Annotated in this window: 27 protein-coding genes, 1 tRNA gene and 1 pseudogene; 19 read left to right on the top strand and 10 right to left on the bottom strand. The window is 70.3% G+C overall.

Features of this window, described 5'->3' with window-relative positions:
* Positions 1 to 18: 18 nt before the first annotated feature.
* From ACLQ2T_RS09020 to ACLQ2T_RS08980, 9 genes are all read left to right on the top strand, one after another.
* Positions 19 to 642 carry a TrmH family RNA methyltransferase gene (locus tag ACLQ2T_RS09020; RefSeq protein ID WP_425765524.1) on the top strand — a complete coding sequence of 208 codons (624 nt, stop codon included), beginning with the start codon at positions 19 to 21 and terminating at the stop codon, positions 640 to 642.
* Between the two features lie 73 nt (positions 643 to 715).
* A complete protein-coding gene (locus tag ACLQ2T_RS09015) occupies positions 716 to 1402 on the top strand; it encodes a DUF6758 family protein (protein WP_425765523.1) in 687 nt (228 codons plus the stop codon).
* A 116-nt stretch (positions 1403 to 1518) separates the two neighbouring features.
* Entirely contained in the window at positions 1519 to 1677 is a 159-nt protein-coding gene (locus tag ACLQ2T_RS09010; RefSeq protein ID WP_007455302.1) for a hypothetical protein, read from the top strand.
* 6 nt (positions 1678 to 1683) lie between these two features.
* Positions 1684 to 2571, top strand: coding sequence for a PH domain-containing protein (locus tag ACLQ2T_RS09005; RefSeq protein ID WP_425765522.1), 888 nt, complete (start codon positions 1684 to 1686; stop codon positions 2569 to 2571).
* A 100-nt stretch (positions 2572 to 2671) separates the two neighbouring features.
* On the top strand, positions 2672 to 3430 hold the full coding sequence (locus ACLQ2T_RS09000; protein WP_425765521.1) for a SigE family RNA polymerase sigma factor: 759 nt from the start codon (positions 2672 to 2674) through the stop codon (positions 3428 to 3430).
* A 50-nt stretch (positions 3431 to 3480) separates the two neighbouring features.
* Complete coding sequence (locus tag ACLQ2T_RS08995) at positions 3481 to 4710, top strand: hypothetical protein (protein ID WP_425765520.1); 1230 nt, start codon at positions 3481 to 3483, stop codon at positions 4708 to 4710.
* Between the two features lie 9 nt (positions 4711 to 4719).
* The gene (locus ACLQ2T_RS08990) at positions 4720 to 5580 is read left to right on the top strand and encodes a PHP domain-containing protein (RefSeq protein ID WP_425765519.1); all 861 of its coding nucleotides are present in this window, start codon (positions 4720 to 4722) and stop codon (positions 5578 to 5580) included.
* A 33-nt stretch (positions 5581 to 5613) separates the two neighbouring features.
* On the top strand, positions 5614 to 6228 hold the full coding sequence (locus ACLQ2T_RS08985; protein ID WP_425765518.1) for a MarC family protein: 615 nt from the start codon (positions 5614 to 5616) through the stop codon (positions 6226 to 6228).
* 136 nt (positions 6229 to 6364) lie between these two features.
* On the top strand, positions 6365 to 7207 hold the full coding sequence (locus ACLQ2T_RS08980) for a RecB family exonuclease (protein WP_425765599.1): 843 nt from the start codon (positions 6365 to 6367) through the stop codon (positions 7205 to 7207).
* Between the two features lie 18 nt (positions 7208 to 7225).
* On the opposite strand, the gene ACLQ2T_RS08975 is transcribed toward ACLQ2T_RS08980, so the two are convergent.
* Both ACLQ2T_RS08975 and ACLQ2T_RS08970 read right to left on the bottom strand, forming a co-directional pair.
* Positions 7226 to 8086, bottom strand: coding sequence for an oxygenase MpaB family protein (locus ACLQ2T_RS08975; RefSeq protein ID WP_425765517.1), 861 nt, complete (start codon positions 8084 to 8086; stop codon positions 7226 to 7228).
* Positions 8087 to 8131: 45 nt separating this feature from the next.
* A complete protein-coding gene (locus ACLQ2T_RS08970) occupies positions 8132 to 8560 on the bottom strand; it encodes a Fur family transcriptional regulator (RefSeq protein ID WP_425765516.1) in 429 nt (142 codons plus the stop codon).
* Positions 8561 to 8741: 181 nt separating this feature from the next.
* On the opposite strand from ACLQ2T_RS08970, the gene ACLQ2T_RS08965 reads away from it, so the two are divergent.
* Entirely contained in the window at positions 8742 to 9227 is a 486-nt protein-coding gene (locus ACLQ2T_RS08965; RefSeq protein WP_425765598.1) for a DUF2231 domain-containing protein, read from the top strand.
* 18 nt (positions 9228 to 9245) lie between these two features.
* On the opposite strand, the gene ACLQ2T_RS08960 is transcribed toward ACLQ2T_RS08965, so the two are convergent.
* Positions 9246 to 9578 carry a hypothetical protein gene (locus tag ACLQ2T_RS08960; RefSeq protein ID WP_425765515.1) on the bottom strand — a complete coding sequence of 111 codons (333 nt, stop codon included), beginning with the start codon at positions 9576 to 9578 and terminating at the stop codon, positions 9246 to 9248.
* A gap of 155 nt (positions 9579 to 9733) precedes the next feature.
* Between ACLQ2T_RS08960 and ACLQ2T_RS08955 the strand changes: the two genes are divergently transcribed.
* Positions 9734 to 9907, top strand: a complete 174-nt coding sequence (locus ACLQ2T_RS08955) for a hypothetical protein (RefSeq protein WP_425765514.1) — start codon at positions 9734 to 9736, stop codon at positions 9905 to 9907.
* A 40-nt stretch (positions 9908 to 9947) separates the two neighbouring features.
* Positions 9948 to 10121 (top strand): hypothetical protein, encoded by a 174-nt coding sequence (locus tag ACLQ2T_RS08950; protein ID WP_425765604.1) that lies wholly within the window; start codon positions 9948 to 9950, stop codon positions 10119 to 10121.
* Between the two features lie 14 nt (positions 10122 to 10135).
* Here the strand turns inward: ACLQ2T_RS08950 and ACLQ2T_RS08945 are convergent.
* Both ACLQ2T_RS08945 and ACLQ2T_RS08940 read right to left on the bottom strand, forming a co-directional pair.
* Positions 10136 to 10276, bottom strand: a pseudogene (locus tag ACLQ2T_RS08945) (FmdB family zinc ribbon protein); the annotation flags it as partial.
* Between the two features lie 61 nt (positions 10277 to 10337).
* A complete protein-coding gene (locus ACLQ2T_RS08940) occupies positions 10338 to 11003 on the bottom strand; it encodes a 5-formyltetrahydrofolate cyclo-ligase (RefSeq protein ID WP_425765513.1) in 666 nt (221 codons plus the stop codon).
* An 84-nt stretch (positions 11004 to 11087) separates the two neighbouring features.
* Here ACLQ2T_RS08940 and ACLQ2T_RS08935 point away from each other — a divergent pair, with 84 nt between their 5' ends.
* The 6 genes from ACLQ2T_RS08935 (at position 11088) to ACLQ2T_RS08910 (ending at position 17664) form a co-directional block, all read left to right on the top strand.
* The gene (locus ACLQ2T_RS08935; protein WP_425765597.1) at positions 11088 to 13274 is read left to right on the top strand and encodes a diguanylate cyclase; all 2187 of its coding nucleotides are present in this window, start codon (positions 11088 to 11090) and stop codon (positions 13272 to 13274) included.
* Positions 13275 to 13382: 108 nt separating this feature from the next.
* Entirely contained in the window at positions 13383 to 14336 is a 954-nt protein-coding gene (locus ACLQ2T_RS08930; protein WP_425765512.1) for a UTP--glucose-1-phosphate uridylyltransferase, read from the top strand.
* A complete protein-coding gene (gene glp / locus ACLQ2T_RS08925; RefSeq protein ID WP_425765511.1) occupies positions 14333 to 15646 on the top strand; it encodes a gephyrin-like molybdotransferase Glp in 1314 nt (437 codons plus the stop codon). Before ACLQ2T_RS08930 ends, glp begins: the two co-directional genes overlap by 4 nt.
* A 21-nt stretch (positions 15647 to 15667) precedes the next feature.
* Positions 15668 to 16309, top strand: a complete 642-nt coding sequence (locus ACLQ2T_RS08920; RefSeq protein WP_425765510.1) for a GNAT family N-acetyltransferase — start codon at positions 15668 to 15670, stop codon at positions 16307 to 16309.
* Positions 16310 to 16498: 189 nt separating this feature from the next.
* On the top strand, positions 16499 to 17365 hold the full coding sequence (locus tag ACLQ2T_RS08915) for a hypothetical protein (RefSeq protein WP_425765509.1): 867 nt from the start codon (positions 16499 to 16501) through the stop codon (positions 17363 to 17365).
* Between the two features lie 222 nt (positions 17366 to 17587).
* Positions 17588 to 17664: transfer RNA gene (locus ACLQ2T_RS08910), tRNA-Ala, on the top strand.
* 61 nt (positions 17665 to 17725) lie between these two features.
* Here ACLQ2T_RS08910 and ACLQ2T_RS08905 read toward each other — a convergent pair.
* The 5 genes from ACLQ2T_RS08905 to ACLQ2T_RS08885 form a co-directional block, all read right to left on the bottom strand.
* The gene (locus ACLQ2T_RS08905) at positions 17726 to 18064 is read right to left on the bottom strand and encodes a tyrosine-type recombinase/integrase (RefSeq protein WP_425765508.1); all 339 of its coding nucleotides are present in this window, start codon (positions 18062 to 18064) and stop codon (positions 17726 to 17728) included.
* 43 nt (positions 18065 to 18107) lie between these two features.
* The gene (locus ACLQ2T_RS08900) at positions 18108 to 19277 is read right to left on the bottom strand and encodes an XRE family transcriptional regulator (RefSeq protein WP_425765507.1); all 1170 of its coding nucleotides are present in this window, start codon (positions 19275 to 19277) and stop codon (positions 18108 to 18110) included.
* Positions 19255 to 19896, bottom strand: a complete 642-nt coding sequence (locus ACLQ2T_RS08895) for a hypothetical protein (protein ID WP_425765506.1) — start codon at positions 19894 to 19896, stop codon at positions 19255 to 19257. The genes ACLQ2T_RS08900 and ACLQ2T_RS08895 overlap by 23 nt, the downstream gene beginning before the upstream one ends.
* A 644-nt stretch (positions 19897 to 20540) precedes the next feature.
* Entirely contained in the window at positions 20541 to 21236 is a 696-nt protein-coding gene (locus ACLQ2T_RS08890; protein WP_425765505.1) for a proteasome protein, read from the bottom strand.
* 166 nt (positions 21237 to 21402) lie between these two features.
* Positions 21403 to 21600 carry a hypothetical protein gene (locus tag ACLQ2T_RS08885; protein WP_425765504.1) on the bottom strand — a complete coding sequence of 66 codons (198 nt, stop codon included), beginning with the start codon at positions 21598 to 21600 and terminating at the stop codon, positions 21403 to 21405.
* A 93-nt stretch (positions 21601 to 21693) separates the two neighbouring features.
* Here ACLQ2T_RS08885 and ACLQ2T_RS08880 point away from each other — a divergent pair, with 93 nt between their 5' ends.
* On the top strand, positions 21694 to 22947 hold the full coding sequence (locus ACLQ2T_RS08880) for an MFS transporter (protein ID WP_425765503.1): 1254 nt from the start codon (positions 21694 to 21696) through the stop codon (positions 22945 to 22947).

The following is a 22947-nucleotide window of genomic DNA, read 5'->3' as shown; positions in this document are numbered from 1 at the left end:
CGCGTACCCTGCCTGACCGTGACCGATGAGCATTTCGAGGTCGGAGTGGGCCCCTGGCGTGGGGATCCGCCGGACGACCCTCGGTACGACCCGCAGTTGCTCGCCGAGGGCGACCGGCGCAACGTGGTCGACCGCTACCGCTACTGGCGACGCGAGGCCGTGGTCGCCGATCTGGACCGGCGGCGACACGACTTCCACGTGGCCATCGAGAACTGGCAGCACGACATGAACATCGGCACGGTGGTGCGTAACGCGAACGCCTTCCTGGCCGCCGAGGTGCACATCGTGGGTCGTCGCCGGTGGAACCGGCGGGGGGCCATGGTGACCGATCGCTACCAGCACGTACGCCACCACGAGACGATCGACGAGTTCGTCGCCTGGGCAGGGGAACACGGCCTGCCGCTGGTCGGGATCGACAACCTGCCCGGCTCCCGTCCGTTGGAGAGCACCACCCTGCCCCGACGGTGTGTGCTGCTGTTCGGTCAGGAGGGTCCGGGCTTGTCGGAGGCGGCCCGTGCCGCCTGCGACCAACTCTTCTCCATCGCCCAGTACGGCTCGACCCGCTCCATCAACGCGGGAGTGGCCAGTGGGATAGCCATGCACGCCTGGATCCGCGCCTACGCCGGCCCACCTCCGGACTGATCGGGGCGCGGCGGCGCGCCGCAATGCCGTCGCTCCGCTTGACGACCGGCGTCGGGCGGGTGACGGTGGAGGTGTGGCTGTTGCGGTGAGTTGTCCGAGATGCGGCGGGTCGGTGCGGCCGCCGGACCTGATGCACGCGGAGTCGCGCTGCCCCGACTGCGGCCCGGTCGCTCCGCTGCACGTACCCGAGCACATCGGTGCGGAGATCGTGGCGAGTGTGGTCGACCGGATCCAGGCCACCGCGCAACCCGCGGTGCCGCTGTGGTGCCCCTGGCCGTTGCCGCCCGGGTGGACCACCACCGGCGTGGCGTGGGCCGGTGACGACCGGCTGGGGGTACGGGCCACCGCGGTCGCCTGCGCCGGGCCGGAACCCCTCGGCGGTGGGCCGGCCGACCTGGTGTTCGTGGCCGAGGAGCCGGGGGTGGGGCTGGGGGCCCGGTACGCCGGGGTGCCAGGTCCGGACGCGGGCCCGGAACTCGCCGAAGCCCTGACCGAGCCGGGCCCTGGGCATCCCGGTCATGTCGGGCGGGCCGGGATCAGGGTGGCGGGCCGTCCCACTCCACTTTGGCTCATCAATTCGCTAACGGATCGAAGCGCGTACGCCGGCGAAGCTCGGGGATTGTGGCTGTATGCGATAGCCTGGCCGGCGAGCGCGGGGCATCTGCTCGCCGAGGACGTGGTCCTACACGACCTGGTCGAATGGATGCCATCCGAGCTCGTGTACGGCGCACCGTCCCCCTACCTGCACGGGAAGGCTTGACAAGCCCCCCGGAGTGTCGGAGAACGGACGCAGATATTCACGGTAAGACACCACGCTGATACTCTGGGTGCCGCTGCGGTAATGGGACCCGGCGCCGCGCGAGAGGATGGCCCGCCATGGTCAAGAAGGTCCTCACCTGGGCCGGAATCGCATTCTTGATCTTCTTTGTCGCCTACCGGCCAAATTCTGCGGCGGATGTGTTCAAGTCGCTAGGTGGCGGCATCATGGACATCGCCCAGGGGTTCGGCGACTTCTTCACCAGCCTGGTCGCTTAGCCACCGATGGGAAGCCCCTCCGGCCCGCCCTTCGACCCTGACGATCCCGATCGGGCCCGTCGGGAGCAGGACACCGAGCCGATTCCCCGGATCGACCCCGACGACGATCCGGGGCGCGGCCCCGGCTCACGTCCGGATCCGTACCCCGCGGACAGTCCCGTCTTCTCCGACGATGCCGGATACGGTCCCGGGCCCGAATACGTCGACGACGACAGGTCGGGACGGGCCTGGGTGCGGGACCCCGAGGCGGGTTACCAGCCCCCACAGATCTCCGAGGATGAGCTGGCAGGGCTGCGCGCCGACGCCAGTGGCATGACCCCGCGCCGGGTGCTGCCCCTGGAGGACGAGCCCAGTTCCCTGGTCGCCCGCTACCTGTTCCCCACCGAGCGCTACCGGGGCGAGTGGAAGCGGCACTGGATCCACCTCGGTACGCCGATCATCGTCGGGGTCGCCGCGACCTTCGTGCTCGGCTACCTCTCCGGCTTCCTCGCCGGACAGGACGTGGGGGCCCTCACCACGATCGCCGTACTGCTCTGGTTCGCGGTGATGGGTTGGGTGGCCTGGAAGGTCGCCGACTGGTGGTACGACCGGTTCATCCTGACCAACAAACGGGTCATGGTGGTCAACGGCATCATCACCCGCAAGGTCGCCATGATGCCCCTGACCCGGGTGACCGACATGAAGTACGAGCAGTCGCCGGCGGGTCGCGCCCTCAACTACGGCACCTTCGTCCTGGAGTCGGCTGGTCAGGAGCAGGCGCTGCGCGAGGTCAAGAACCTGCCCAACCCCAACGAGCTCTATCTGCGTGTGGTCGAGGAGATGTACGAGCCGCAGGCGGTCGAGGCGCGGTTGGGCAAGGAGCAGGACGAGGCCAAGGCCGACGACGGCGCCTGAGGCCTGCTGATCGCAGGCCGAAACCGCATCCCGGTGCCGACCTCGACCTGCTTGCCCAGCCGTGGCAGGCTGCCCGCAGAGCCCGGTACGGAGGTGGCGAGTGGCCCGCAGTGATCCGTTGGAGGAAGAGTTTCGTGACTTCGTCACGGCCCGCTCCAGCGCCCTGCTGCGGACCGCGTACCTGCTGACCGGGGACTGGGGCACCGCCGAGGACCTGCTACAGACCGCCCTGACCAAGACCTATCTGGCCTGGAAACGACTCGGTGGCATCGAGGCCATCGAGCCGTACGCCCGGCGGGTGATGGTCAACACCTCGACGAGTTGGTGGCGGCGTCGCTGGCACGGCGAGCGCCCCACCGAAGTACTTCCCGAACGGCCCGCCGCCGACGAGATCGAGCAGCAACTGAACCGGGACGCCCTCTGGCGGCATCTGCGGGCTCTGCCCGCCCGGCAGCGTGCCGTACTGGTGCTGCGCTTCTACGAGGATCTGTCCGAGGCCCAGACGGCCGCCCTGCTCAACATCTCGACGGGCACGGTCAAGAGCCAGACCTCGCGTGCCCTGAACACCCTGCGCCGCAGTATCGGTGCGGACACCACCTTCGTGCTGCCCGAGGCGGCGGCTGACGCCGACCGGCCGCCGACCCGCCGGGGTGGGCGGGCCCGTGCCGCCGCCCGTACCGGACAGCCGACCCCGGCCGGTGTCTCGACATCGTCCGGTCAGCCCAGCCCGGCGGTCGCCGCCGGCCAGGACCGGCCCGATGAGTCCGTCGCAGCGCAGCCGACCGGGGACAGCCGCCCCGCGCAGCCGTCGACCGCCGTTGCCCAGCCCGACGGGACCCTGGTGGGAGACCGAGGGTGAACGCCGTTTCCGAAGGTCACGACAACCCGAGCGGGACTCCGAGTCGTCAAGTGAAGGTGGAGCAGGACGGACTCGAACGGGCCGTCCGGGAGGTGTTGTCCCGGCAGGCCGGGACGCCGCACAGGCTGATCCGGGATCCGGCGGACGTGGTGATCCGGCGGGCGAACCGGATTCGGCGTCGTCGCACCGTGACCGGGATAAGTCTGGCCGCCACGGCGATCATCGCGGTCACTGCCGGAGCGTTTCAGTTCGGCCAGGAACCGCCCCGCAACGGCAGCACCATAGCGATCGGTGAGGGGGACCACCCGAGCGGCGTGACCTGGACGTCGACCGTCGCGCCACCCCGTCCGGACACCGGCACCCCGCTCGCCGGGGTCGATCTCGTGTTGGGTCAGACCATCGCCACCGCCCAGGGCGGTCGGGTGACGGTCGTCGGTGCCGGCCGGATCGAGCGGGCCCACCGCCTCTCCGACGGTCGTGGCTGGCTGGCCGTCAGCGCGCCGGTGACGGCCGGTCGTTTCCTCTGGGAGGTGTCACCCGCCGGCACCGTGCAGGTGCTGCTCGCCGGCGCCGACGAGATCGTCCTGGATGCCCATGGCCACCACATCGCCTGGAAGCAGGGCGAGGTGCTGGCCAGCGCGCGGGTGGTCAACGGCGCGCTGACCTCCATCTCCCGCGCCAAGGTGCCGGCCAAGGCGTCGCCGATCCGCTTCGTCGGCGACGCCGTGCTGGTCCGGCTGGCGCCGGACCGCCCCGGGCACACCCTGTGGCGCCTGCATTCCGGGGCCTTCCATCCGGGCACCGACCAGTCGACACACCGCGTCTTCGGTGCGTTGCCGGACGGTCGGGTGGTCGGTGAGGTCGTCACCGGGGCCTCGAAGGCGACCTGCCTGACCCTGCTGGATCCGGCCCGCGACCTGGCCCCGGCCCGCCCGGGCTGCGGCCCCCGCCTGGGCGGAGACGGTTCGGGCTCGGTGTCGCCGGACGGGCGTTGGCTGTTGGCGAACGGGCGTTCCAAGGACGGCGACAAGGCCCTGCTGGTCGACCTGACCGCGCTGGACAAGGCCGCCGGGCCGGTCGTCGCCGGTCCGGCGATCAGCGGTGCGGTGGCGTGGAGTTCGCCGGGGACCGCCTACTACCACGCCGAGACCGTCGGCGGCCTGACCCGGGTGGACATCGACCGGGCGGTCACCGGTGGTTCCCCGAGCCGTGTCGAGCTCACCGCCCTCCCCGCCGATCAGCCACCCGTGGTCGTCAGCGGCTCCGGGGGAGACCGGTAGCCTCGGGCGATGATCCCCCGGATCGATCTGCATACCCACTCCACCGCCAGCGACGGCACCCTCACCGCACCCCAACTGGTCCGCGCCGCCGCCGAGGCCGGGCTCGACGTCGTGGCCATCACCGACCACGACACCACGGCCGGATGGGAACCGGCGGTGCGGGCCCTGCCGACCGGGCTGCGCCTGGTCCGAGGCGCGGAGCTGTCCTGCTGCTGGAGCGGCGTCACGCCGTCGCTGCCGCTGCACCTGTTGGCGTACCTGTTCGATCCGGAGGCCCCCGAGCTGGTGGCCGAACTGGCCCGGGTGCGGGCCGCCCGGCTGGAGCGGGGCGAGCGCATCGTGGCGCTGCTAGGAGCCGACGGCATCGACGTCAGCTGGCCGGAGATCCTGGCCGGGGCGGGTGGCGGAACCGTCGGCCGGCCACACATCGCGCAGGCGCTGATCCGGGCCGGTCTGGTCGCCGACACCAGCGAGGCGTTCGGCCCGGACTGGCTGGGAGAGCGCTACCGGGTGCCCAAGGAGGACATCGACGTCTTCCGGGCGGTGGAGCTGATCCGGGCGGCCGGAGGTGTGCCGGTCTTCGCCCACCCGCGGGCCACCCGGCGTGGCCGGATCGTGCCGGACGAACTGATCGCCGAGCTGGCGGTGGCCGGACTGGTCGGCCTGGAAGCCGATCACGAGGACCACTCGCCGGCCGAGCGGGCGCATGTGCGGGGCCTCGCCGCCGACCTGGGACTGCTGGTGACCGGATCATCGGACTTCCACGGCACCCACAAGACGGTCCGACTGGGTGCCTTCACCACCGCCCCGGAAGTGTACGAACAGCTCGTGGCCGCCTCCTCGGGTGTGATCGAGGTCGTATCAGGCTGACCTGCGGGCGGACCGCACCGCTACGGTGACCAAGTGGATCTCAAGCTATTCGGCGAGGTCTTCGTGACCCTGCTGGTCATCGTCGACCCGCCGGGCATGATGCCGATCTTCCTCGCCCTGACCGGCCCGCTGGCGGCGCGCGAGCGTAACCGGGCCGCCTGGCAGGCGGTCGCCCTCGCGCTCGGTGTGATCGTGGTCTTCGCGGTCGCGGGGCAGACCCTGCTCGCGTACCTGCATGTCGATCTTCCGGCGTTGCAGGCGGCCGGCGGGTTGCTGCTGGTGCTGGTCGCCCTGGAGCTGCTGACCGGCAAGGCCGACGATCCGACCAAGCAGGCCACCTCGAACATCGCCCTGGTGCCGTTGGGGACGCCGCTGTTGGCCGGTCCCGGTGCGATCGTGGCGACGATGCTCTTCGTTCAGCAGGCCGATGTGACGGCGGACTACCTGGCCATCGCCGCCGCGATCGTCGCGGTGATGTTGACCGTCTGGATCGTGCTGCGCTTCTCCGGTGGCATCGTCAAGGTGTTGCGACCCGGCGGCATCGAGGTGCTCACCCGCATCGCCGGCCTGCTGCTGGCCGCGATCGCCGTGCAGCTCATAGCGGATGCGATCTTCGCCTTCGTGACCGACTTCACCGCCACCCGCTGACCGGTCGCGCGCAGTGTCGGGGGTGGATGGCAGGATCGCAGACGTGCGACGAACCTCCCCGACCGGACGACCCGCCGCCGGTGGTCGCGCGCCCCGGCCGCGCGACCCACAGCCGGAGCAGCTCGGCTTCGACGGCATGCCGGAGCGGCTGTTCGTCTGCACCCCCAGCAAGCTCGGTGCGTACGCGGACTGTCCCCGCCGTTACCGCTACTCCTACGTCGACCGGCCCGCCCCGCCCAAGGGCCCGCCGTGGGCGCACAACTCCCTCGGCGCCAGCGTGCACACCGCCCTGAAGAACTGGTACGCCCTGCCGGTCGACCGGCGTCGCCCCGAGGTGCTGCCCACCCTGCTCAAGGGCACCTGGGTGCGGGACGGATACCGCGACGAGGAGCAGGAACGCGAGATCTACCGGCGGGCCCTGGGCTGGCTGGAGGCGTACGTCGACGGGCTGGATCCGGCCGACGAGCCGGTCGGTGTGGAGCGGGTGGTGGCGGTCAAGACCGGGGTGCTGGCCTTCAACGGCCGCGCCGACCGGATCGACGGCCGGGCCGGGGCCGATGGTCCGGAGTTGGTGATCGTCGACTACAAGACCGGCCGGGCCGGACTGGATGCCGACGACGCCCGGGGCTCGCAGGCGCTGGCCCTCTACGCGTACGCCGCCGAGCGGGTCTTCCGCCGACCCTGCCGGCGGGTCGAGCTGCACCATCTGCCCAGCGGCACGGTCGCGGCCCACGAACACACCGTCGAGTCGCTGGCCCGGCAGGTGACCCGGGCCGAGGAGACCGCCCGGGACATCATGGCCGCCGAGCGGGCGGTCACCGAGGGCGGCGACCCGGACGACGCCTTCCCCACCACCCCGGGCCCGCGCTGCGCCTGGTGCGACTTCCGCCGCACCTGCCCGGCCGGGGCCAACCTGCCCGGCAAGGAGCCGTGGGCCGCCGTCGACCGTCCCGCCCTGCCGCCTGCCGAGCAGGACTGACCCCTCGCTCTTTGAGGGTCAGCCGGTGGGGGCGCTGGTCAGGCGGCCGACCCGCTCCTCGGCGGCGCGTCGCATCGGACCTTCCCGCCAGTCCCGGGGAAGGGCGGTGAGAGCCAGCCGCAGCGCGCGTACGGAAACGTCGGCCGAGAGAGCGGTGGTCGGCAGGCCCAGCCCGCCGTAGAGCCGTCGGGCCCAGGCGGGCAGCAGGGCGAACGCGGTGGCGGCGACCCCCAGGTAGGCCCACCTCGGCGGGCCCAGGTTGAGCCCGATCCGGGCCGGCAGGCTGAGTTTCCACGGCAACGGCGGGGCGGTCAGGAACAGCGCGGTCTCCGCGGCCTCCCGGGTCAGCCGCAGTTCCGGACGGACCTGCCGGTAGTACTCGGCCACCTCGGCGGCGGTGCCGGGTACGGTCTGCGGGTCCAGCCCCACCAGGGCGGCCACCCGGCGCTGCTCGGTGTAGTAGGCGTCCACCTCGGCGTCGGTCAGCGGCACACCGGCCCGGCGGCCGGTGTCCAGGAACGATTCCACCTCGGTGACATGCACCCAGCGCAGCAGGTCCGGCTCGTCGATCCGGAACCGCTCGCCGGTGGCCGGGTCGACCGCGGTCATCCGGGCGTGCCGCCGACGCAGCCGTAGGCCGGCCTCCTCCGCCTCTGCGGTGGTGCCGTAGAGGGTGGTGCCGACGTAGTTGGCGGTGCGGATCAGGCGTCCCCAGGCGTCCCGGCGGTAGTTGCTGTTCTGCGCCACCCCGGCCATCGCCCGAGGGTGCAGCGCCTGAAGGTAGAGCGAGCGCAGACCGGCCACGAACAGAATCGGCTCGGCGTGCAACTTCCACGAGACGGACTCGGGGCCGAACAGCCCGATGTCGGCGGATTCCATCACCCAAGCCTGCCACGGCCCCGCGCCCGGGCCAGGGCGCCCGGGTCAGCGGTCGATGTGACGGAGGCTCTGACAGGCGGGGCAGAGCCCCCAGAAGGTGACCTCGGCCTCGTCGACCTGGAAGCCGTGGGAGGTGCCGGAGTCGAGACAGGGGGCCTCGCCGACCGCACAGTCGATGTCCGCGATCTCGCCGCAGCCCCGGCACACCACGTGGTGATGGTTGTCGCCCACCCGGGCCTCGTACCGGGCCGGGCTGCCGGCCGGTTCGATCCGGCGGGACAGGCCGGCGCGGGAGAGGGCCCCCAGCACGTCGTAGACCGCCTGGGTGGAGACCGAGTCCAGGCGGTCCCGTACCCGGCGGGTGATCTCCTCGACCTCCAGGTGGCCGCCGTCGGCCAGCACGTCGAGCACGGCGAGGCGGGGCCGGGTGACCCGCAGGCCCTTCGACCGGAGCAGCTCCTCACCCGTTGGCATGGGTCAATGACAACACGCTACGCCCGGTGCGACAACCAGGCGCTAGATGCCACCAGAAGTGGATCAGTCGATGGACCCTTGAACCCCGCAGACCCCTGCGGCGTGTGAACCAGCAGGGCGATGGGCGAGCTCCTCGACGCGCCGTACGCTGACAGCCACGATCATCTAGCCGGAGGTGTCGATGTTCGAGAAGGCGCTGGGTCTGCCCCTGCACGTGCTGGTGGTGCACGCGGTCGTGGTCTTCGTACCGTTGCTGGTGTTGCTGGCCCTCGCGTACGTCGCACTGCCCCGGTTCCGGGCCCGCCTGGACTGGGCGGTGCTGGCTCTGGCGGTGGTCGCCCCGATCACCGCGTGGGTCAGCGTGCAGTCCGGGGAGGCGTTGGAGCAACGACAGATCGCTCGCGGCTTCTCCGGCGAGATCCTGGACAAGATCAGAGAACATGCCGAGTACGGCGACGTGCTGTTCTGGCTCACCCTGGCCCTGGCGGTGACGGTGGTGCTGCTGCTGGTGGCGACCGGCCGGTACGACCGGCTGCCGAAGCTGCCCGGCTGGACTACCCCGGTGTTGTCGGTGCTGGTGCTGGGACTCGGGGTGGCCGCGCTGATCTACGTCTGGCTCACCGGTCACTCCGGCGCCGAGATGGTCTGGGGCAACACCTTCGAGTAGCCGGCCGGGTGGCCGGGCTCAGAACAGCGCCCGGGTGCAGAGCAGGCAGACCAGCGCGACGAGGATCACCCCGGCGACCGCACCCACCCCCCAGGTGACCCGCTGCGCCCGCTGCTCCTGCGCGTCCAGGCTGATCATGTCCTGCGGCGGCAGTTGCCGGGGCGGTGTGGCCTGAAGGTGTACCGGGGGTCGCCAGCCGGCCGGCGGAGCGACCGTCGGTGGCGGGCCGACATAGCGCTCCGGCCCGCCACCCGGTCGGTGCTGGATCGGATCGCCGGAGGCGGCCTCGTCGCCGGTTTCGGGCCGGCGCCACGGCTCGTCGGAGGTCGGGCCGGGTCGGGAGGTCGTCACGCCGTCCGACGCTACCAATCACCGGACCGTACGGCGGTCAGGCCGGCCGTCGCCCGCCGCCCCCGAGCCGATCCGCCGTCCCCGGTCACGAGGTCGGGCTCACCGGTAGCGTCGGGTTGCCGGTGGTACCTGTCGAGCGGCTAACCTTGCGCCTCGTGAGCACGCTGGAACCCCGCAGGCAGGGCGACGACGATCGGGTGGTCGACCTGGGCGACGACTTCACGGTGCTGCCCGAGCAGACCCTCGACGACACGGACCAGGGTTGGGGCGAGCGGACCGGTGGCAACGACGATCGGTTGCTGGCCGAACGCCCACCGCACTGGGACTGATCCGACCGGACCGGCTCAGCTGGTGCTGGCGGCAGCGGTCTTGCCCGTACCTCCACCGGAGGAGCTGCTCGACGACCCGCTGGTCGAACCGGACGACGAGGAACTCGCCGGGGTGCTCGTGCCGGACGAGGACGAGTCGGCCCCGGTGGTGGACTTGCTGGTGCTGCTGCTGGAGGTGCTCTCCGAGCCGGAGGAGCGGGAGTCGGTGCGGTAGAAGCCGGAGCCCTTGAAGACGATGCCGACGGAGTTGAACATCTTCCGCAGCCGCCCCTCGCACGCGGGGCACTCGGTCAACGGCTCGTCCGAGAAAGACTGCACCGCCTCGAGCTGGTGACCGCACGCGGTGCAGGCGTACTGGTAGGTGGGCACGTTCTCCTCCGGATCTGACGCGGCCGGTTGGCACTCGAAGCATTCGAGTGCCAATGGTGCGTCATCGGCCCCCGGTTCGTCCAGCGCAAGTGTGGGGCACGACACCTGAGGGGGTGTCGAGCCGGAGCAGACCCCCGCTGGGTGTGACGACCGCGCGTACCGGCCGGTCGTGGCCTTCGGCCGGGAGGGCGTCGAGCAGTTCCCCGTCGTGCAGCGGGGCCACCGTCAGCGCGGTCGCCGGCACCCGGGCCAGGGCACGATCGTACGAACCGCCGCCCCGGCCCAGGCGTACACCCCGACGGTCCACCGCCAGCGCGGGCACGACGACCAGGTCGGCGGTGGCGATCGCGGTCAGCCCCAGCCGTGGGGTGTTCGGTTCCCGGATGCCCCGGCCGGGGGCGACGAGCGCCTGCGGCCCGGCCCAGGTGGCCCAGTCCAGGTCCAGATCGTCGCGCAGGACCGGCAGCAGCAACTGCGCCCCGGCCGGCAGCGCGGCAGCCAGTACCTCCGGCAGTTGCGCCCCGCCGGGTTCGCTGCCGACCGGCACGTACGCCGCGACCCGGTCCGGCCTGAGTCGGCGTACCAGGGCCGCCAGTTCGCCTTGGATGCCGGCCGCAGCCGAGTGGCGCTCGGTCTCGGTGAGGGCCCGGCGGCGGGCCAGCAACTCCCTGCGCACCGTTCGCTTTGCGTCATGCGTCACTTCCGCGTCTTCCGCAAATTCCGGCACGCAACACTCCTCACGCAAAGCACTTCCGGTGGTCGCTCTGTGTCAGCATCGCAGGCGACGGTCGCGCAACTTCCGGGGGAAGTATTGACGCTACGCGGGCGGTTGACAGCAGCCTTCCTGGCCGTGGCGTTCGGCCCGGTCCTGTTCGGTGCCGTCTTCGTCGCCTCGACCGTCACCGCGGTCGACCGTAGCCGCGCCACCGAACGGCTGGCGGTGGCCGCCACCGCCGTACGCACCTCGATCGACGCCCTCTGCCAGCAGTTGCGTGCCGCCGCGGACGCGGTCGCCCTGGCCGTCGACAGACCGGGCGCGGCCACCCAGGTGGTCGGTCGGGGAATCGCCGCAGCAGTCCAGGTGACGGACGTCACCGGCCAGATCGTCGTCGCCACCCCGAATGCTCCGCCGACCCCCTGGCGGGACTGCGCCGCCCCCGACCGGCCCGACGGGACGTTCGCCGCCCTGGCGGTCCGGGTCGAGTTGCGCGACGGTGGCGGCAACCCACTGGGTATGGTGACCGCCGCGCACCCGGTCGACCCCATGCTCGTCGCCCGGTTGGCGGCGGTGACCGGTGTCGCGGTGACCCTGCTCGACGAGGCCGCCCCCAGGGTCACGGTGGCCCACTCCACCGAGTCCGAGGGCGGCCGGGAGGCCGTCCTGGCCGCCGCCTCCTCCCTGCACGAGGAGCGGGTCACCAGCACCCCGGACGGGCGGTACCTGCGCCGGGCCGGCCCTACCCGGGGGCAACCCCTGCCCCTGGTGCTGTCCGTGCCCAGTGATCAACCCGCCGGGCTGTACCCGGTGCTGGTCGCCGTCGTACTGCTGGCGGCTCTGCTCGGGGTGGCGGTGGCGTGGCGGTTGGCCCGGGTCACCACCCGGCCGCTGGTGGAACTGGCCGGGGCGGTGGACCGGGTCACCGCCGGTGATCTCACCGCCCGGGTGCCGGTGCGCAGCGGCGACGAGATCGGCCGGCTGGCCGAGGCGTTTAACCGGATGACCCGGGAGACCGGCGGCTACCTGGCGGCGCTGGCCAGCAGTCGGGATCAGTTGCGCGGTCACCTCGCCGTGCTCGGCGACACCCTGGCCAGCACCCACGACCTGCAACGGATCCTGCGGGTGATCCTGCACAGTGCACTGGCGGCGACCGGGGCCCGGGCCGGGGCGGTCCTGCTCACCGAGCCGGGGGGTGGGCTCGTGGCCCAGTGCACCGAGGGTCTCGACGGGCGCCGGAGCGGCCCCACGGCGCCCCGGGTGCCGCTGGCCGACAGCGTGGTCCGGACGGTCGCAGCCACCGGCCAGCCCTGCCGGGGACGGGCGGAGACCACCTCTGCCGAGGAGCCGCCCTGCCACACCTACATCGCCGTGCCCTTCGCCGTGGAGGCCGGCAGAGCCGGAGAGCCGGGCAGCGGTCGACCCGGGGAGGACACCCCGTCGGCCGCCCTCGCCCGGCCGCTGGGGGTGCTGGCCCTCTACGACCGGCTGGGCGGGGAGGAGTTCGACGACGACGATCTGGCCACCCTGCGTACCTTCGCCGGGCATGTGGCGGTGGCCCTGGACAACGTACGGGTCCACGAGGAGGCACAGCGGCTGTCGCTCACCGACCCGCTGACCGGCCTGTGGAACTACCGCTACCTGCGCGAGTCGCTGCGTCGGGAGGTGGAGCGGGCCAGCCGGTTCGGCCGGATGGTCAGTGTCCTCGTACTCGACCTGGACCGGTTCAAGAAGATCAATGACAGCTACGGTCATGCGGCCGGTGACACCGTACTGGCCGAATTCGCCCGCCGGGTACGCGGCGAGATCCGCGAGGTGGACCTGGCCTTCCGCCAAGGTGGGGAGGAGTTCGTGGTGCTGCTGCCGGAGACCGACGCCCGGGGGGCCGCCATCGTCGCCGACCGACTCGGCGCGGCCATCCGCAACACCCCGGTCACCGTGCCGGGGCGCGCGGGGGTCGGGCACTCCATCCGATTCACCGTCTCCATCGGCATCGCGGTCTACCCCGATCACGCCGAGAGCGGCCTGCGGGTGCTGGAGGCCGCAGACGAGGCGCTGTACGCCGCCAAGGCGGCCGGTCGGGACACCTGGCGGGTGGCGCGGCACACGAGTCGGATCACCGACCCGGGCGACGGGGAAGCCGGGGTCCGCCGCACCCCGGCGGCGCCCCCCACCCGGGAGATGCCGGTGACCGCCGCCGCCTGCAGCCCGGCCGACGGGCTGCCCCGGGCTGGTCCCGGCGACGCCACCGGCACCTCGGCCGAACCCGGCGAGCCCGGCTGAGCCCGGCTGAGCCCTCGGGACCCGACACCGGCAGAACCGGTCGGGTGGGCGGCGCGTCTTTGTGGTCCTCACCCGCCGAGTTGCGGCTGTGGCCGATAGTCTCGCGACATGTCGGAGCACTCAGCGAACCCCTCAGCGGCCGCCGCCACCGGCCGCTCCCGTGCCGTCAAGGCCGTGATCCCGGCCGCGGGCCTGGCGACCCGGTTCCTGCCGGCCACCAAGGCGGTGCCCAAGGAACTGTTGCCGGTCGTCGACCGCCCGGTGTTGCAGTACATCGTCGAGGAGGCCGCACACGCCGGAATCGGCGACATTCTGCTGATCACCGGCCGGGGCAAGACATCCATGGTCGACCACTTCGACCGTCGACCCGATCTGGAGGAACGGCTCGCGGAGAAACCTGACCTGCTGGCCGCCGTCAAACGCACCGAGGAACTGGCCGCCATCTACACCTGCCGCCAGCCCGAGCAGTTGGGGCTGGGCCACGCCGTCGGGTACGCCGAGTCGCATGTCGGCGACGAACCCTTCGCGGTGATGCTCGGTGACGAGTTCGTCAACCTCTCCGAACCCCTGCTGCCGGCCATGCTGGAACTTCAGGCCCGTACCGGCGGGGTGGTGCTGGCCTTCTTCGAGATCGACCCCTCCGAGACCAAGCGGTACGGCATCGCCTCGGTCGAGCCTGCGGAGGCCGAACTGACCGACATCGGCGAGGTCGTCAAGGTCACCGGAATGGTCGAGAAGCCCAGCCCGGAGGAGGCCCCGAGCAACCTGGCCGTGCTGGGCCGCTACGTCCTGCCCGGCAAGATCTTCGATGCCATCCGTCGTACCCAGCCGGGCAGCGGTGGCGAGATCCAACTGACCGACGCGATGGAACTGCTGCGGGCCGAGGGCACCCCGGTGCACGCGATCGTCTACCGGGGCACCCGCTACGACACCGGTATGCCGCTGGGTTACCTCCAGACCGTGGTGCAGATCGCCGCCGAGCGCGAGGATCTGGGCAGCGAGTTCCGCAAGTGGCTGACCGAGTTCGTCAACTCCGACGCGTCGGGCGGTCGGGATACATGACCGCGACGGCCGACGCCGAGGCGGCCGAAAACGGGTTGACGCCGCTCGCCGACTACCTGGGCAGCGTGCTGCGCAGGTTACGCGCGCTGCCTCCACTCGACCTCGACCTCACCCAGGCGCACGGCAACGTCCTCGCCGAGGACGTCATCGCACCGCACTCGTTCCCGGCCTTCGATCAGGCGGCCGTCGACGGGTACGCCGCGCGCTGGGAGGACATCGCCGGCGGGGCTCGGGGCGTGGGTTACGTCCCGGCCCAGTCCGGCGGTGCAGCCGGCCGCACCGTACGACTCAATGTGGTCGGTGACCTCGGTGCGGCCAGCTGGCGTCCGGTGCGACTGACCCCGGGCGCGTGCTTCTCGGTAGCCGCCGGTGCGCCCCTGCCGATCGCCGCCGACGTGGTGGTGCCGGTGGAATGGACCGACCAGGGCATGGCCGCGGTGGAGATCTTCCGTGTCCCCAAACGGGGGTACGGGCTACGCCGTACCGGCGAGGAGGTGGCCGCCGGTGCCGTCCTCGCCCGCTCCGGCACCTACGTCTCACCGGCCCTGGTGGCGGTGCTCGCCGCCACCGGCATCGGGCATGTCGTGGTCCGCCCCAGTCCCCGGGTGGTGATCGTGGCCACCGGGGACGAACTCGTCGACGTGGGCCGGGGCAGTCAGCCCGGCCAGGTGGTGGACGCCAACTCGCACGCGCTGACCGCCGCCGCAGCGGAAGCGGGGGCCTTGGCGTACCGGGTGGGGATCTGCGACGACGACCCGGAAGGACTACGCGGCCTGCTGGAGGATCAGACCCTGCGCGCCGATCTGATCATCACCACCGGCGGCACCGGCACCGGGCCGGGGGACATGGTCCGCCGGATCCTCTCCCGTCGGGAGGGCAACCGGGCCGGGCCGGTCACCTTCACCGATGTGGCGCTCTACCCCGGCACCGCGCTCGGGTTCGGCACGGTCGGCGCCGAGGAGGTGCCGGTGGTCTGCCTGCCCGGCGACCCGGGGGCGGCGATGATCGGCTTCGAGGTGCTGGCCCGCCCGGCGATCAACCTGCTGGCCGGCTCCGAACCGGTGTTCCGACCCAGCGTACGGGCGCACCTGTTGGAGACCGTCTCCTCACCGGCCGGGCTGCGCGAGTTCCGACCCGCGCACGTCGCCGAGCGGCGTGGCGGGGGATACACTGTCCAACCGCTCAACGGCGGCCCGTTCACCCTCTCCGGCCTGGCGGAGGCGAATGGACTTCTCGTACTCGGCGAGCGGGTGACCGCCGCCGCCGCCGGCTCCACGGTGGACGTACTGCTGCTCGACCGCCGACGCTGACGCTGGGAAGTGGGAGGACTGGTGCGGTTGCGACAGGCACCCGGCTGGCCGGCGGTGCTCACCGACGGCCCGGTGACCCTGCGACCGTACCGACGCTCCGACGCGATGGCCTGGTCGGAGGTGCGCTGCGCCAACCGGCATTGGCTGGCCCCCTGGGAGTCCTCCCTGGGCGGCGACTGGGACCAGCTCAACTCCCCGGCCACCTTCCGTTGGGTCTACCGGGACCAGCGGCGATCCGCCCGGGCCGGCGAGAGCATGCCCTTCGCGGTCTGCCTCTACGCCGAGGGCCAGGAGCGTCTGGTCGGGCACATCAACGTGGGCAACATCGTGCGCCGGGCCTTCTGCTCCGGCTACATCGGATACTGGGTGGATCGTCGGGCGGCCGGCCGAGGGGTGATCCCCACCGCCCTGGCCCTGGTCGTCGACCACGCCTTCGGCTCAGGTGAGCTGCACCGGGTGGAGGTCAACATCCGGCCGGAGAACGGCCCGTCCCGTCGGGTGGTGGAGAAGCTGGGCTTCCGCGAGGAGGCGTACCACCCGCGCTACATGCACATCGACGGCGCCTGGCGTGACCACATCGGATACGCGATGACCAGTGAGGAAGTGGCCGCCGAGGGCGGGCTGCTGGCCCGTTGGCACCGGATACGCGCCCGTACTCCATGATCGCGCCGTGAGGCGTCCCACGTGCAGTTTCGGCGCGGCGCGGTGGTTCCAGCGACGCTGACCCGTAACCTCAAGTAACTGCAAGCTGCGGCATGCGCTGCCGGCTCCGCATGTCTCACGTCGCCGACGCCGTTCGGTGGAAGATTCTGCGGCCGGTGGGCGGCTGCTTCGAATCTGGTGACGGGAGGGGTGAGGGTGCCGACCTCGGTGCTCCTCGCCGTCCTCGCCGCCGCCGGGCTGCTCGCCCTCGCTCCGGCGCTGGTTCGCCGGTACGACGCCGCCGAGCGGCTGGTGGCGGAGCGGGCGCAGTCGACGGCGCGGGTGCTTCAGCGCCGCCGACGACGCCGTACTGTCCCGGGTCGCCGCCCGGTCAATGCCCCCCGCGCTCTAGTTGTCACTCTAAGTGAGAATTCCGCCTCGGGGGAACTCGCCGCCCCGGTCTCCGGCCCTCCTGCGACTCGGCGCCGCTCCGCCGAGCCCGAGGGGTCGCTGTCCCGCCGTGCCGGCGATCCCGGATCGCAGCCGCGCCGCTCCGGGCGGCCGAGTCGGCTGCGGTCCGTCCCGTCCGGCGGGGGGCGGCCCCGCCGCCGTGGGGACCGGCGCCGCCCGCACACCCCGGCCGTCTACCGCCGCCGCCGGGTACTCGCCGCACTGCTCCTGCTCAACGCCGTCGAACTGGTCGGGGTCGTGGTGGTCGGCCCCGGTTTCTGGATCAGCTTCGCGGTCACCGCCACCCTGCTCCTGGTGTACGTCGTACACCTGCGCGCCCGGGCCCTGGCCGACCAGCGCCGCCGCCGGGCCCGCGCCCGCGAGGCCGCCTGGCTCGCCGCCCGCCAGGCCGAGGTCCGCCGCGAGCAGGCCCGCCGCGCCGCCGCCCGGCGCGAGGCCCAACGTCGCCTGGCCGCCCAGCGGGAAGCCGTCCGGCGCGCTGCCATGGGCCTGGACCGCCCCGCCGACCTGCCCCCCGCCGCCAGCGGCGGTTCGGTCTCCTACCGCCGCGTAGGCGGCCTACGCGGACGCCCCTACGAAGCCGGCCGAGGCTCCCACTCCGCCTGACCGACTCGACCCGCCCCGGCCCGGGGTGCTGGTCGCGCATGATCGACTCCGTTTCGCCGATGTGGCGGTATCCGACCGACCCGGACACCGCCACATCGCCGAAACCGTGCACGGCCTCCCGCGATGGCGGGCCGGTTCGCCGTGGAGGTGGTCGACCTGTTAGCCTTGGCGCCGGCCCGCCCGGTGACAGCCGGGTGGGACCGATGCCGGTTAGCCGGCGGAGGGGCTGTGGCGCAGACCGGTAGCGCACCTCGTTCGCATCGAGGGGGTCAGGGGTTCAAATCCCCTCAGCTCCACCAGTAACACCAATGGCCAGCGGAAACGCTGGCCATTGATCGTTTGGCACAGATCCGGCACAACTCAGCTCTGATCTTGTACGCCCAAGGCGTCACTCTGTCGCCTGCTGGCAGCCTCTCGGAGAGCAGTGCCCACAACGCTTCGACGGCGCTGTTTCGTCGGCCACCAGTGCACGTACGCCTCCAAGGTGATCCGCAGGTTTGCGTGACGCAGTGCCCGCTGAACGTCGGTGGGATCAGCGCCAGCGGAGATCAGCGCCGTGGCGAAGTAATGCCGCAGGGAGTGAAACGTGCCTTCCTCGGGCCAGCCGGCGGCCTTCCTCCATCCCTGCCACATGTCCGACCACCGCTGATCGTGGATCGGTCGACCCTGGGTGTCGGTAAACAGCAGCTCGACCGCCATCGGCGGGTACTTGCGGATGGCAAGGGTGTTGATCGGCGGACCGTTAGGCTCTCCGCCGTACCGTCCTACGCCCCGTACCAAAATCGACTACCTTCACCCCGTCGGTCTGAGTCGAGTCGACTTGACTATGGGCAGCAAGAGTCAATTGTGGAGTCGGCGCGATCGAACGCAAAAGGGTTGGATGAATCGCAAGCTTGTCTGCACCCTGTAGGTAAGGACGAGGTCCATAACGACGGGACAGCAGTGTCCAAAGTAGCTTCGGTGATTCGTGTCCCACCGAGACGGGTTCGCGCTTGCGCCACCCCTTCGCTGACAACTGGACGAACAAGGAATTCTTCCGAGTGTCTCCTACTGCGCCAACTGTATGCCCGCGCATAATCAAAGCTTGGATGGAAACACCCCAGGTTGCTTTGAGTCGGGCATAGTCGGTCAGTGAGAGTCTGTCTGAGATGCTTTCCTGAGCACGCTCAAGTGGCATCAGCAGAGCAGTCGCGAAAAAGTTCGCTTCCTGTTCGGCTTGATTGTGAGCGGTTCTCGGCCGAAATGTATGCAGGACCAGATGCCCGAGTTCGTGAGCCAGGGTAAAGCGGTCTCTATCCCCTTGTCGTCCTGGAAAATATCCAATCAACGCAGTAGCGCCGAGGCCGCCCCAGTAGGAGACGCCAAAGTGACCAACCGCAACTTGTTCTTCTCCGTCATGGTCGGGAAGAACCATAGGGGCTACTGCGATGCCGGCTCGCTCAAGAGCCCGCGTAAGGTGCGGGATGGGCTTACCGGGGGCTAGTTGAAGTGCTTCCCGTGTCTCGTTTGCGAGTTGCTCGATCTCAGTGTTGGCCAGATCCGAATCGCCAGAAGCGAAGGGTAGAGAAGGCGTCGGATAGCCCTCGGCTTCAACCAAATCCTCGGTTACGCGGTAACTCTCACTGTAGACAGCGTGCACTCGACGTGTGGTGGTCTTCCTGGCAGCAGATGTCTTTCGGAAACGAAGGGTATCAAGAGGGAGTGATGTAGGACGGGCTGCAAAGAAACTCACCGGCGTACCGGTTGCGTCCGCGATTTTTTGCAACTTGTCCTGCGTTGCCTCTTTGTTCGACGTCTCGACATCTGATATCCAGGGTTGACTGACGCCAGACACCTTGGCCAGCTGACTCTGCGTCAACCCCAGGATGTCACGCAGGGTCTTAAGTCGTTCACCCGGCGCTGCCGCCAGCATCTTCGATCCCGCCTTCCAGTTGGTCCTCGTTCGGGATGTCCAACTCCATGCCCTCATCCGAGGGTTCAAACTCTAGTGCAGCAAGATCCTCTGCCGTCTCGGGCAAGATGAAGTCAATGTCAGTCTGGGCGTGGTCGCCCCACTTCCAGTTCCCGATGGGCCTTACCACCCGGAAGGCCGGGACGCCGGTTTTCAGATCGATCCGCCAGACGAAGAGCAGACGATCGTCCGGCGGCCCCGTGAGTCGCTGCTGAGCCAGAGTGAAGAGCGGCACGTTTCGGTAGTAGGCCTGCCTCGCAGCGTTGCTTCCCGCTGCTGGGACATCTGCGTCACGGACCGTGTGTAGAAGCCGTGCTCGATAATCGCCGTCAGTGAGCCAGAGTTCACCGTTGCGTGAGTGGTTGCCGGCGACGCTCCAGGAATCGATCTTGACCTGCCGAAGTCGGAGATGAGCGAACGCGCGGATGGTGTGGGTCGCGTGCCACCTGTACTCCGGCAGGCCGTCGAACTCCGGCAGCGCCTCCTTGTGTTGCTGATCAGCCCAAGTGAAGACGTCGTGCAGGGGCTCGCAGAGCGGGACAAGGGCTTCACGGATGCGCTCGACGTCTTCGTTAAGCATGAGCGATATATTATCAGCCAGAAAATTAACATGGAAGCACCGCGCCTGCTGCCTTGTTGGCGTGGCTGCTGGTTGGTCGACCGAGCGGCGGTGAGCGGCAGGGATTACGGGAGGTGGTAGGGGGCAGGGATTACGGGAGGTGGTAGGGGGCAGGCTCTTGTGCAGCCATCCGTACAGCCAAGACCGTCGACGGGCCCCGTCCGGGGCTGAAGGGGGCGACACAGCGAGCAGGTCAGCGACATGAATCGACGCTGGCCGGCAGTAGTCTTGATCTTGCAGGCGGGGGTGGGCGTGTTGGTAGCACTCAAGGCCGAGCGGCGCTCGTCAAGATCAACGGGCACGGATTCGGCACAACCGAGGGCGGCGATGACTGCAAAAGTCGAGAGGCGACGAGCGGCCCGCCGCAGCGTAGAACTTGGACCTCTCCGATCGGTGTAGCTCTACGGGCGCCGTTAGTGTAAAGGGTTCAGATCCTCTCAGATCCACCCAGTTTGAAGGCCGTTTCCGTCAGTCGGAGACGGCCTTTTCCGATCTTGTGCAGCAGGGCGATGGGCCGGCCGCTAGCTGATCCGGCAGCATCGCGATGTAGATCGGCCCCTGTTCCCGTGAACCGCGCAGCCCAATTCGTAGGGCTCGACGCTGTGTCAGTCGAACAGTCGGTCTAGGGCTTCCTGTTCGAGGTCGCGCCATCGCTCAGCGTCCTTCAGCGCCTTGGCGATCTCCTTCTCGTCGAGGTGGTGGGCACCCTCCTCGCGGATGCACGCGACACTGAACGGCCGGCCGACCGATGGTGAGGTCCGCTCCAGCGCCTCCAGAACCCGCACCACGCCCACCACGCCGTACTCGACGGCGCGCGTGGTCATCCGGAAGTGGGACAGCAGCGCGCCGGCCTGCTGGGCCATGGCGGCGCCGGAGCCGATGGCGTGGAAGCCCACGTCCTCGTAGCGGCCGATGAGCCCGTTGGGGTTGATCTCCACGATCCACGGCCCGCCCTGGCTGTAGCCGGCCACGAGCAGGTACGCCGACACCCCGCCGCCGCTGCCCTCGCCGGGCACGTCCGGGATGTAGTTCTTGTAGTGCTTCTTGAAGACGGGCAGGACGCGCTCCTGCAACTCGTCACCGATGTCGGGTGCTTCGAGGATGGCGGTGGCCGATTCCTCGAGAAGGGGGCGCAGGTCGTTGAGCACTCCCCGCGCGCCGCTGCCGCCCCAGGCGGCGCAGGCGCCCAGGGGGTGCAGCTTCTGGGCGGGGAAGCTCAGACCGCGGTCGCTCTCGGTGATCTGGGAGTCCGCGCCGATCACCACCCCGTCGCTACAGACAACGGCGAGTACGACGGTCATGGGGTCCTCCTGGGCAGGGGTAAGGGGTAGGGCGCGAGGTACCCGACATCCCGCCTGCCTACACCCCGACAGGTGTCGACCCGTTCACAACTGTTCCGGACGAGAATCCCCACCTGCCTGCGCAGGAGTGGCAGCTAGGTCAACCGGGGCCCTCTCACGGAGAGCACTAAAGGTTGTCGCTCCAGGTCGGCCCGGAGGGGCAGTGCACGCAGTCATCGAGACGGCAGGCATCGATCAGACCACGATGACGCTCCCCTGGCCCGGGGCAATCCGGTTCACCGCAGGTGCCGATGTCGTCCTCGTGCAGCAGCACCGTTCCCTCGCACCGCACCGGGATCTGCGTTCCGTCGGCCATGCGGCCCATTGCCTGGCTCCTTGTTGGACGGGAGGTCCTCAGTCTTTCAGAGGTGGCGCAAGGGTTGACTGTGCCGTGGCGGCATAGTCTGTGATCGCCCCCATGGGTAGGAGCACGTGGGCGTATCTGGGGTCGTACAGTCTGTCTCTGCTCGGGAACGGGGTCGCCTCGGTCCTGTTTCCGCTGCTGGTGCTCGCCAAGACCGGCGACATCCTCGCGGTCGGGATTCTCGCCTCGGTGACGACCGCTGTCGCGGCGGTCGTCGGAGTGCTGGCGGGGGTGCTTGTTGATCTGGTCAACCGGCGTACCGTGTCGATCATCAGCGATGTGCTGTCGGCGGGGTCGGTGGCGGCGGTCCCGGTCGTGGACGCGCTGTGGGGGTTGAACCTGACGTGGTTCATCGTGCTGGGTGTGGTCGGGGCGTTCGGTGACATGCCGGGGATGACGGCACGGGAGACCCTGCTGCCTCGTCTCGTCCAACTCGACCAGAACGGTGCGCCGGGGGCGCTGGACCGGCTGGTCGGCGTACGCGAGTCGTTGTCGGGTGCGTTGGTGCTGATCGGCCCCGGCCTGGGTGGACTGCTGGTGTGGCTGGTCGGGGTGAGTTCCACCGCCCTGTTCATCACCGCCGGCATGAGTGCGGCTGCGGCGTTGCTGTCGTTTGCGATGTCGCCTGAGGCGGGCCACATCACCCGGACCGCGGGAAGCTCCGCGCGGGTGGGCGTGCGTACCGTGTTCGTTGATCTTGTGGCCGGGTGGCGGTTCCTGGTGGGGCATCGGCTGGTGCTGGGTGCGAGCCTGCTGACGGCGGTGTTCATCGCGGTGATCGCGGCGCTCCAGGCCACGATCATGCCTGCCTACTTCACAAGCGAGAAGCTGCCCGAGTTCAGCGGTTTCGCCATCATGGGGATCGCGGTCGGCAGCCTGTTCAGCGCCGGCCTGTACGCGGCGACCGTGGGGAAGGTGTCGCGGCGTACCTGGTTCGTGATCGGGATGGTCGGCATCGGCGTCGGGTTCACCGTGATCGGTCTGCTGGCGGCTCCGTGGCTGGTGCTCTGCGCAGCCGTGTTCATCGGGTTGACCAGCGGCCCCATGTCGGCGGTGCTGGGGGTGGCGACCATCGAGGCGACCCCGGACCAGATGCGCGGGCGGGTGCTCGGCGCCCAGAATGCCCTCATGCTCGCCGCCCCCGCGCTCACCTCGGCACCCATCGCCGCGATCGCTTCGGGCAGTGGGCTGGAGGCAGCCGGCATCGGGATCGCGGTCGTCATGGTGTTGACCGTCATCGTCGCGCTGAGCGCCCCGGCCTTCCGGTCGTTGGACGGGCTGGAGCCGGCAGCGGAAGCAGAGGGCTGA

This window comes from Micromonospora sp. DT229 (assembly GCF_049844505.1).
Classification (GTDB): domain Bacteria; phylum Actinomycetota; class Actinomycetes; order Mycobacteriales; family Micromonosporaceae; genus Micromonospora.
Note: the sequence above shows the minus strand (reverse complement) of the source record. Positions and strands in the feature narration are given on the sequence as shown.

Excerpts from the sequence above, each read along its gene's own strand:
- ACLQ2T_RS09010 (WP_007455302.1), top strand. The coding sequence starts at position 1,519 with ATGGTCAAGAAGGTCCTCACCTGGGCCGGAATCGCATTCTTGATCTTC.
- ACLQ2T_RS09005 (WP_425765522.1), top strand. The coding sequence starts at position 1,684 with ATGGGAAGCCCCTCCGGCCCGCCCTTCGACCCTGACGATCCCGATCGG.
- ACLQ2T_RS08990 (WP_425765519.1), top strand. The coding sequence starts at position 4,720 with ATGATCCCCCGGATCGATCTGCATACCCACTCCACCGCCAGCGACGGC.
- ACLQ2T_RS08980 (WP_425765599.1), top strand. The coding sequence starts at position 6,365 with ATGCCGGAGCGGCTGTTCGTCTGCACCCCCAGCAAGCTCGGTGCGTAC.
- ACLQ2T_RS08975 (WP_425765517.1), bottom strand. The coding sequence starts at position 8,086 with ATGGAATCCGCCGACATCGGGCTGTTCGGCCCCGAGTCCGTCTCGTGG.
- ACLQ2T_RS08970 (WP_425765516.1), bottom strand. The coding sequence starts at position 8,560 with ATGCCAACGGGTGAGGAGCTGCTCCGGTCGAAGGGCCTGCGGGTCACC.
- ACLQ2T_RS08965 (WP_425765598.1), top strand. The coding sequence starts at position 8,742 with ATGTTCGAGAAGGCGCTGGGTCTGCCCCTGCACGTGCTGGTGGTGCAC.
- ACLQ2T_RS08930 (WP_425765512.1), top strand. The coding sequence starts at position 13,383 with ATGTCGGAGCACTCAGCGAACCCCTCAGCGGCCGCCGCCACCGGCCGC.
- glp (WP_425765511.1), top strand. The coding sequence starts at position 14,333 with ATGACCGCGACGGCCGACGCCGAGGCGGCCGAAAACGGGTTGACGCCG.
- ACLQ2T_RS08905 (WP_425765508.1), bottom strand. The coding sequence starts at position 18,064 with ATGGCGGTCGAGCTGCTGTTTACCGACACCCAGGGTCGACCGATCCAC.
- ACLQ2T_RS08900 (WP_425765507.1), bottom strand. The coding sequence starts at position 19,277 with ATGCTGGCGGCAGCGCCGGGTGAACGACTTAAGACCCTGCGTGACATC.
- ACLQ2T_RS08895 (WP_425765506.1), bottom strand. The coding sequence starts at position 19,896 with ATGCTTAACGAAGACGTCGAGCGCATCCGTGAAGCCCTTGTCCCGCTC.
- ACLQ2T_RS08890 (WP_425765505.1), bottom strand. The coding sequence starts at position 21,236 with ATGACCGTCGTACTCGCCGTTGTCTGTAGCGACGGGGTGGTGATCGGC.
- ACLQ2T_RS08885 (WP_425765504.1), bottom strand. The coding sequence starts at position 21,600 with ATGGGCCGCATGGCCGACGGAACGCAGATCCCGGTGCGGTGCGAGGGA.
- ACLQ2T_RS08880 (WP_425765503.1), top strand. The coding sequence starts at position 21,694 with ATGGGTAGGAGCACGTGGGCGTATCTGGGGTCGTACAGTCTGTCTCTG.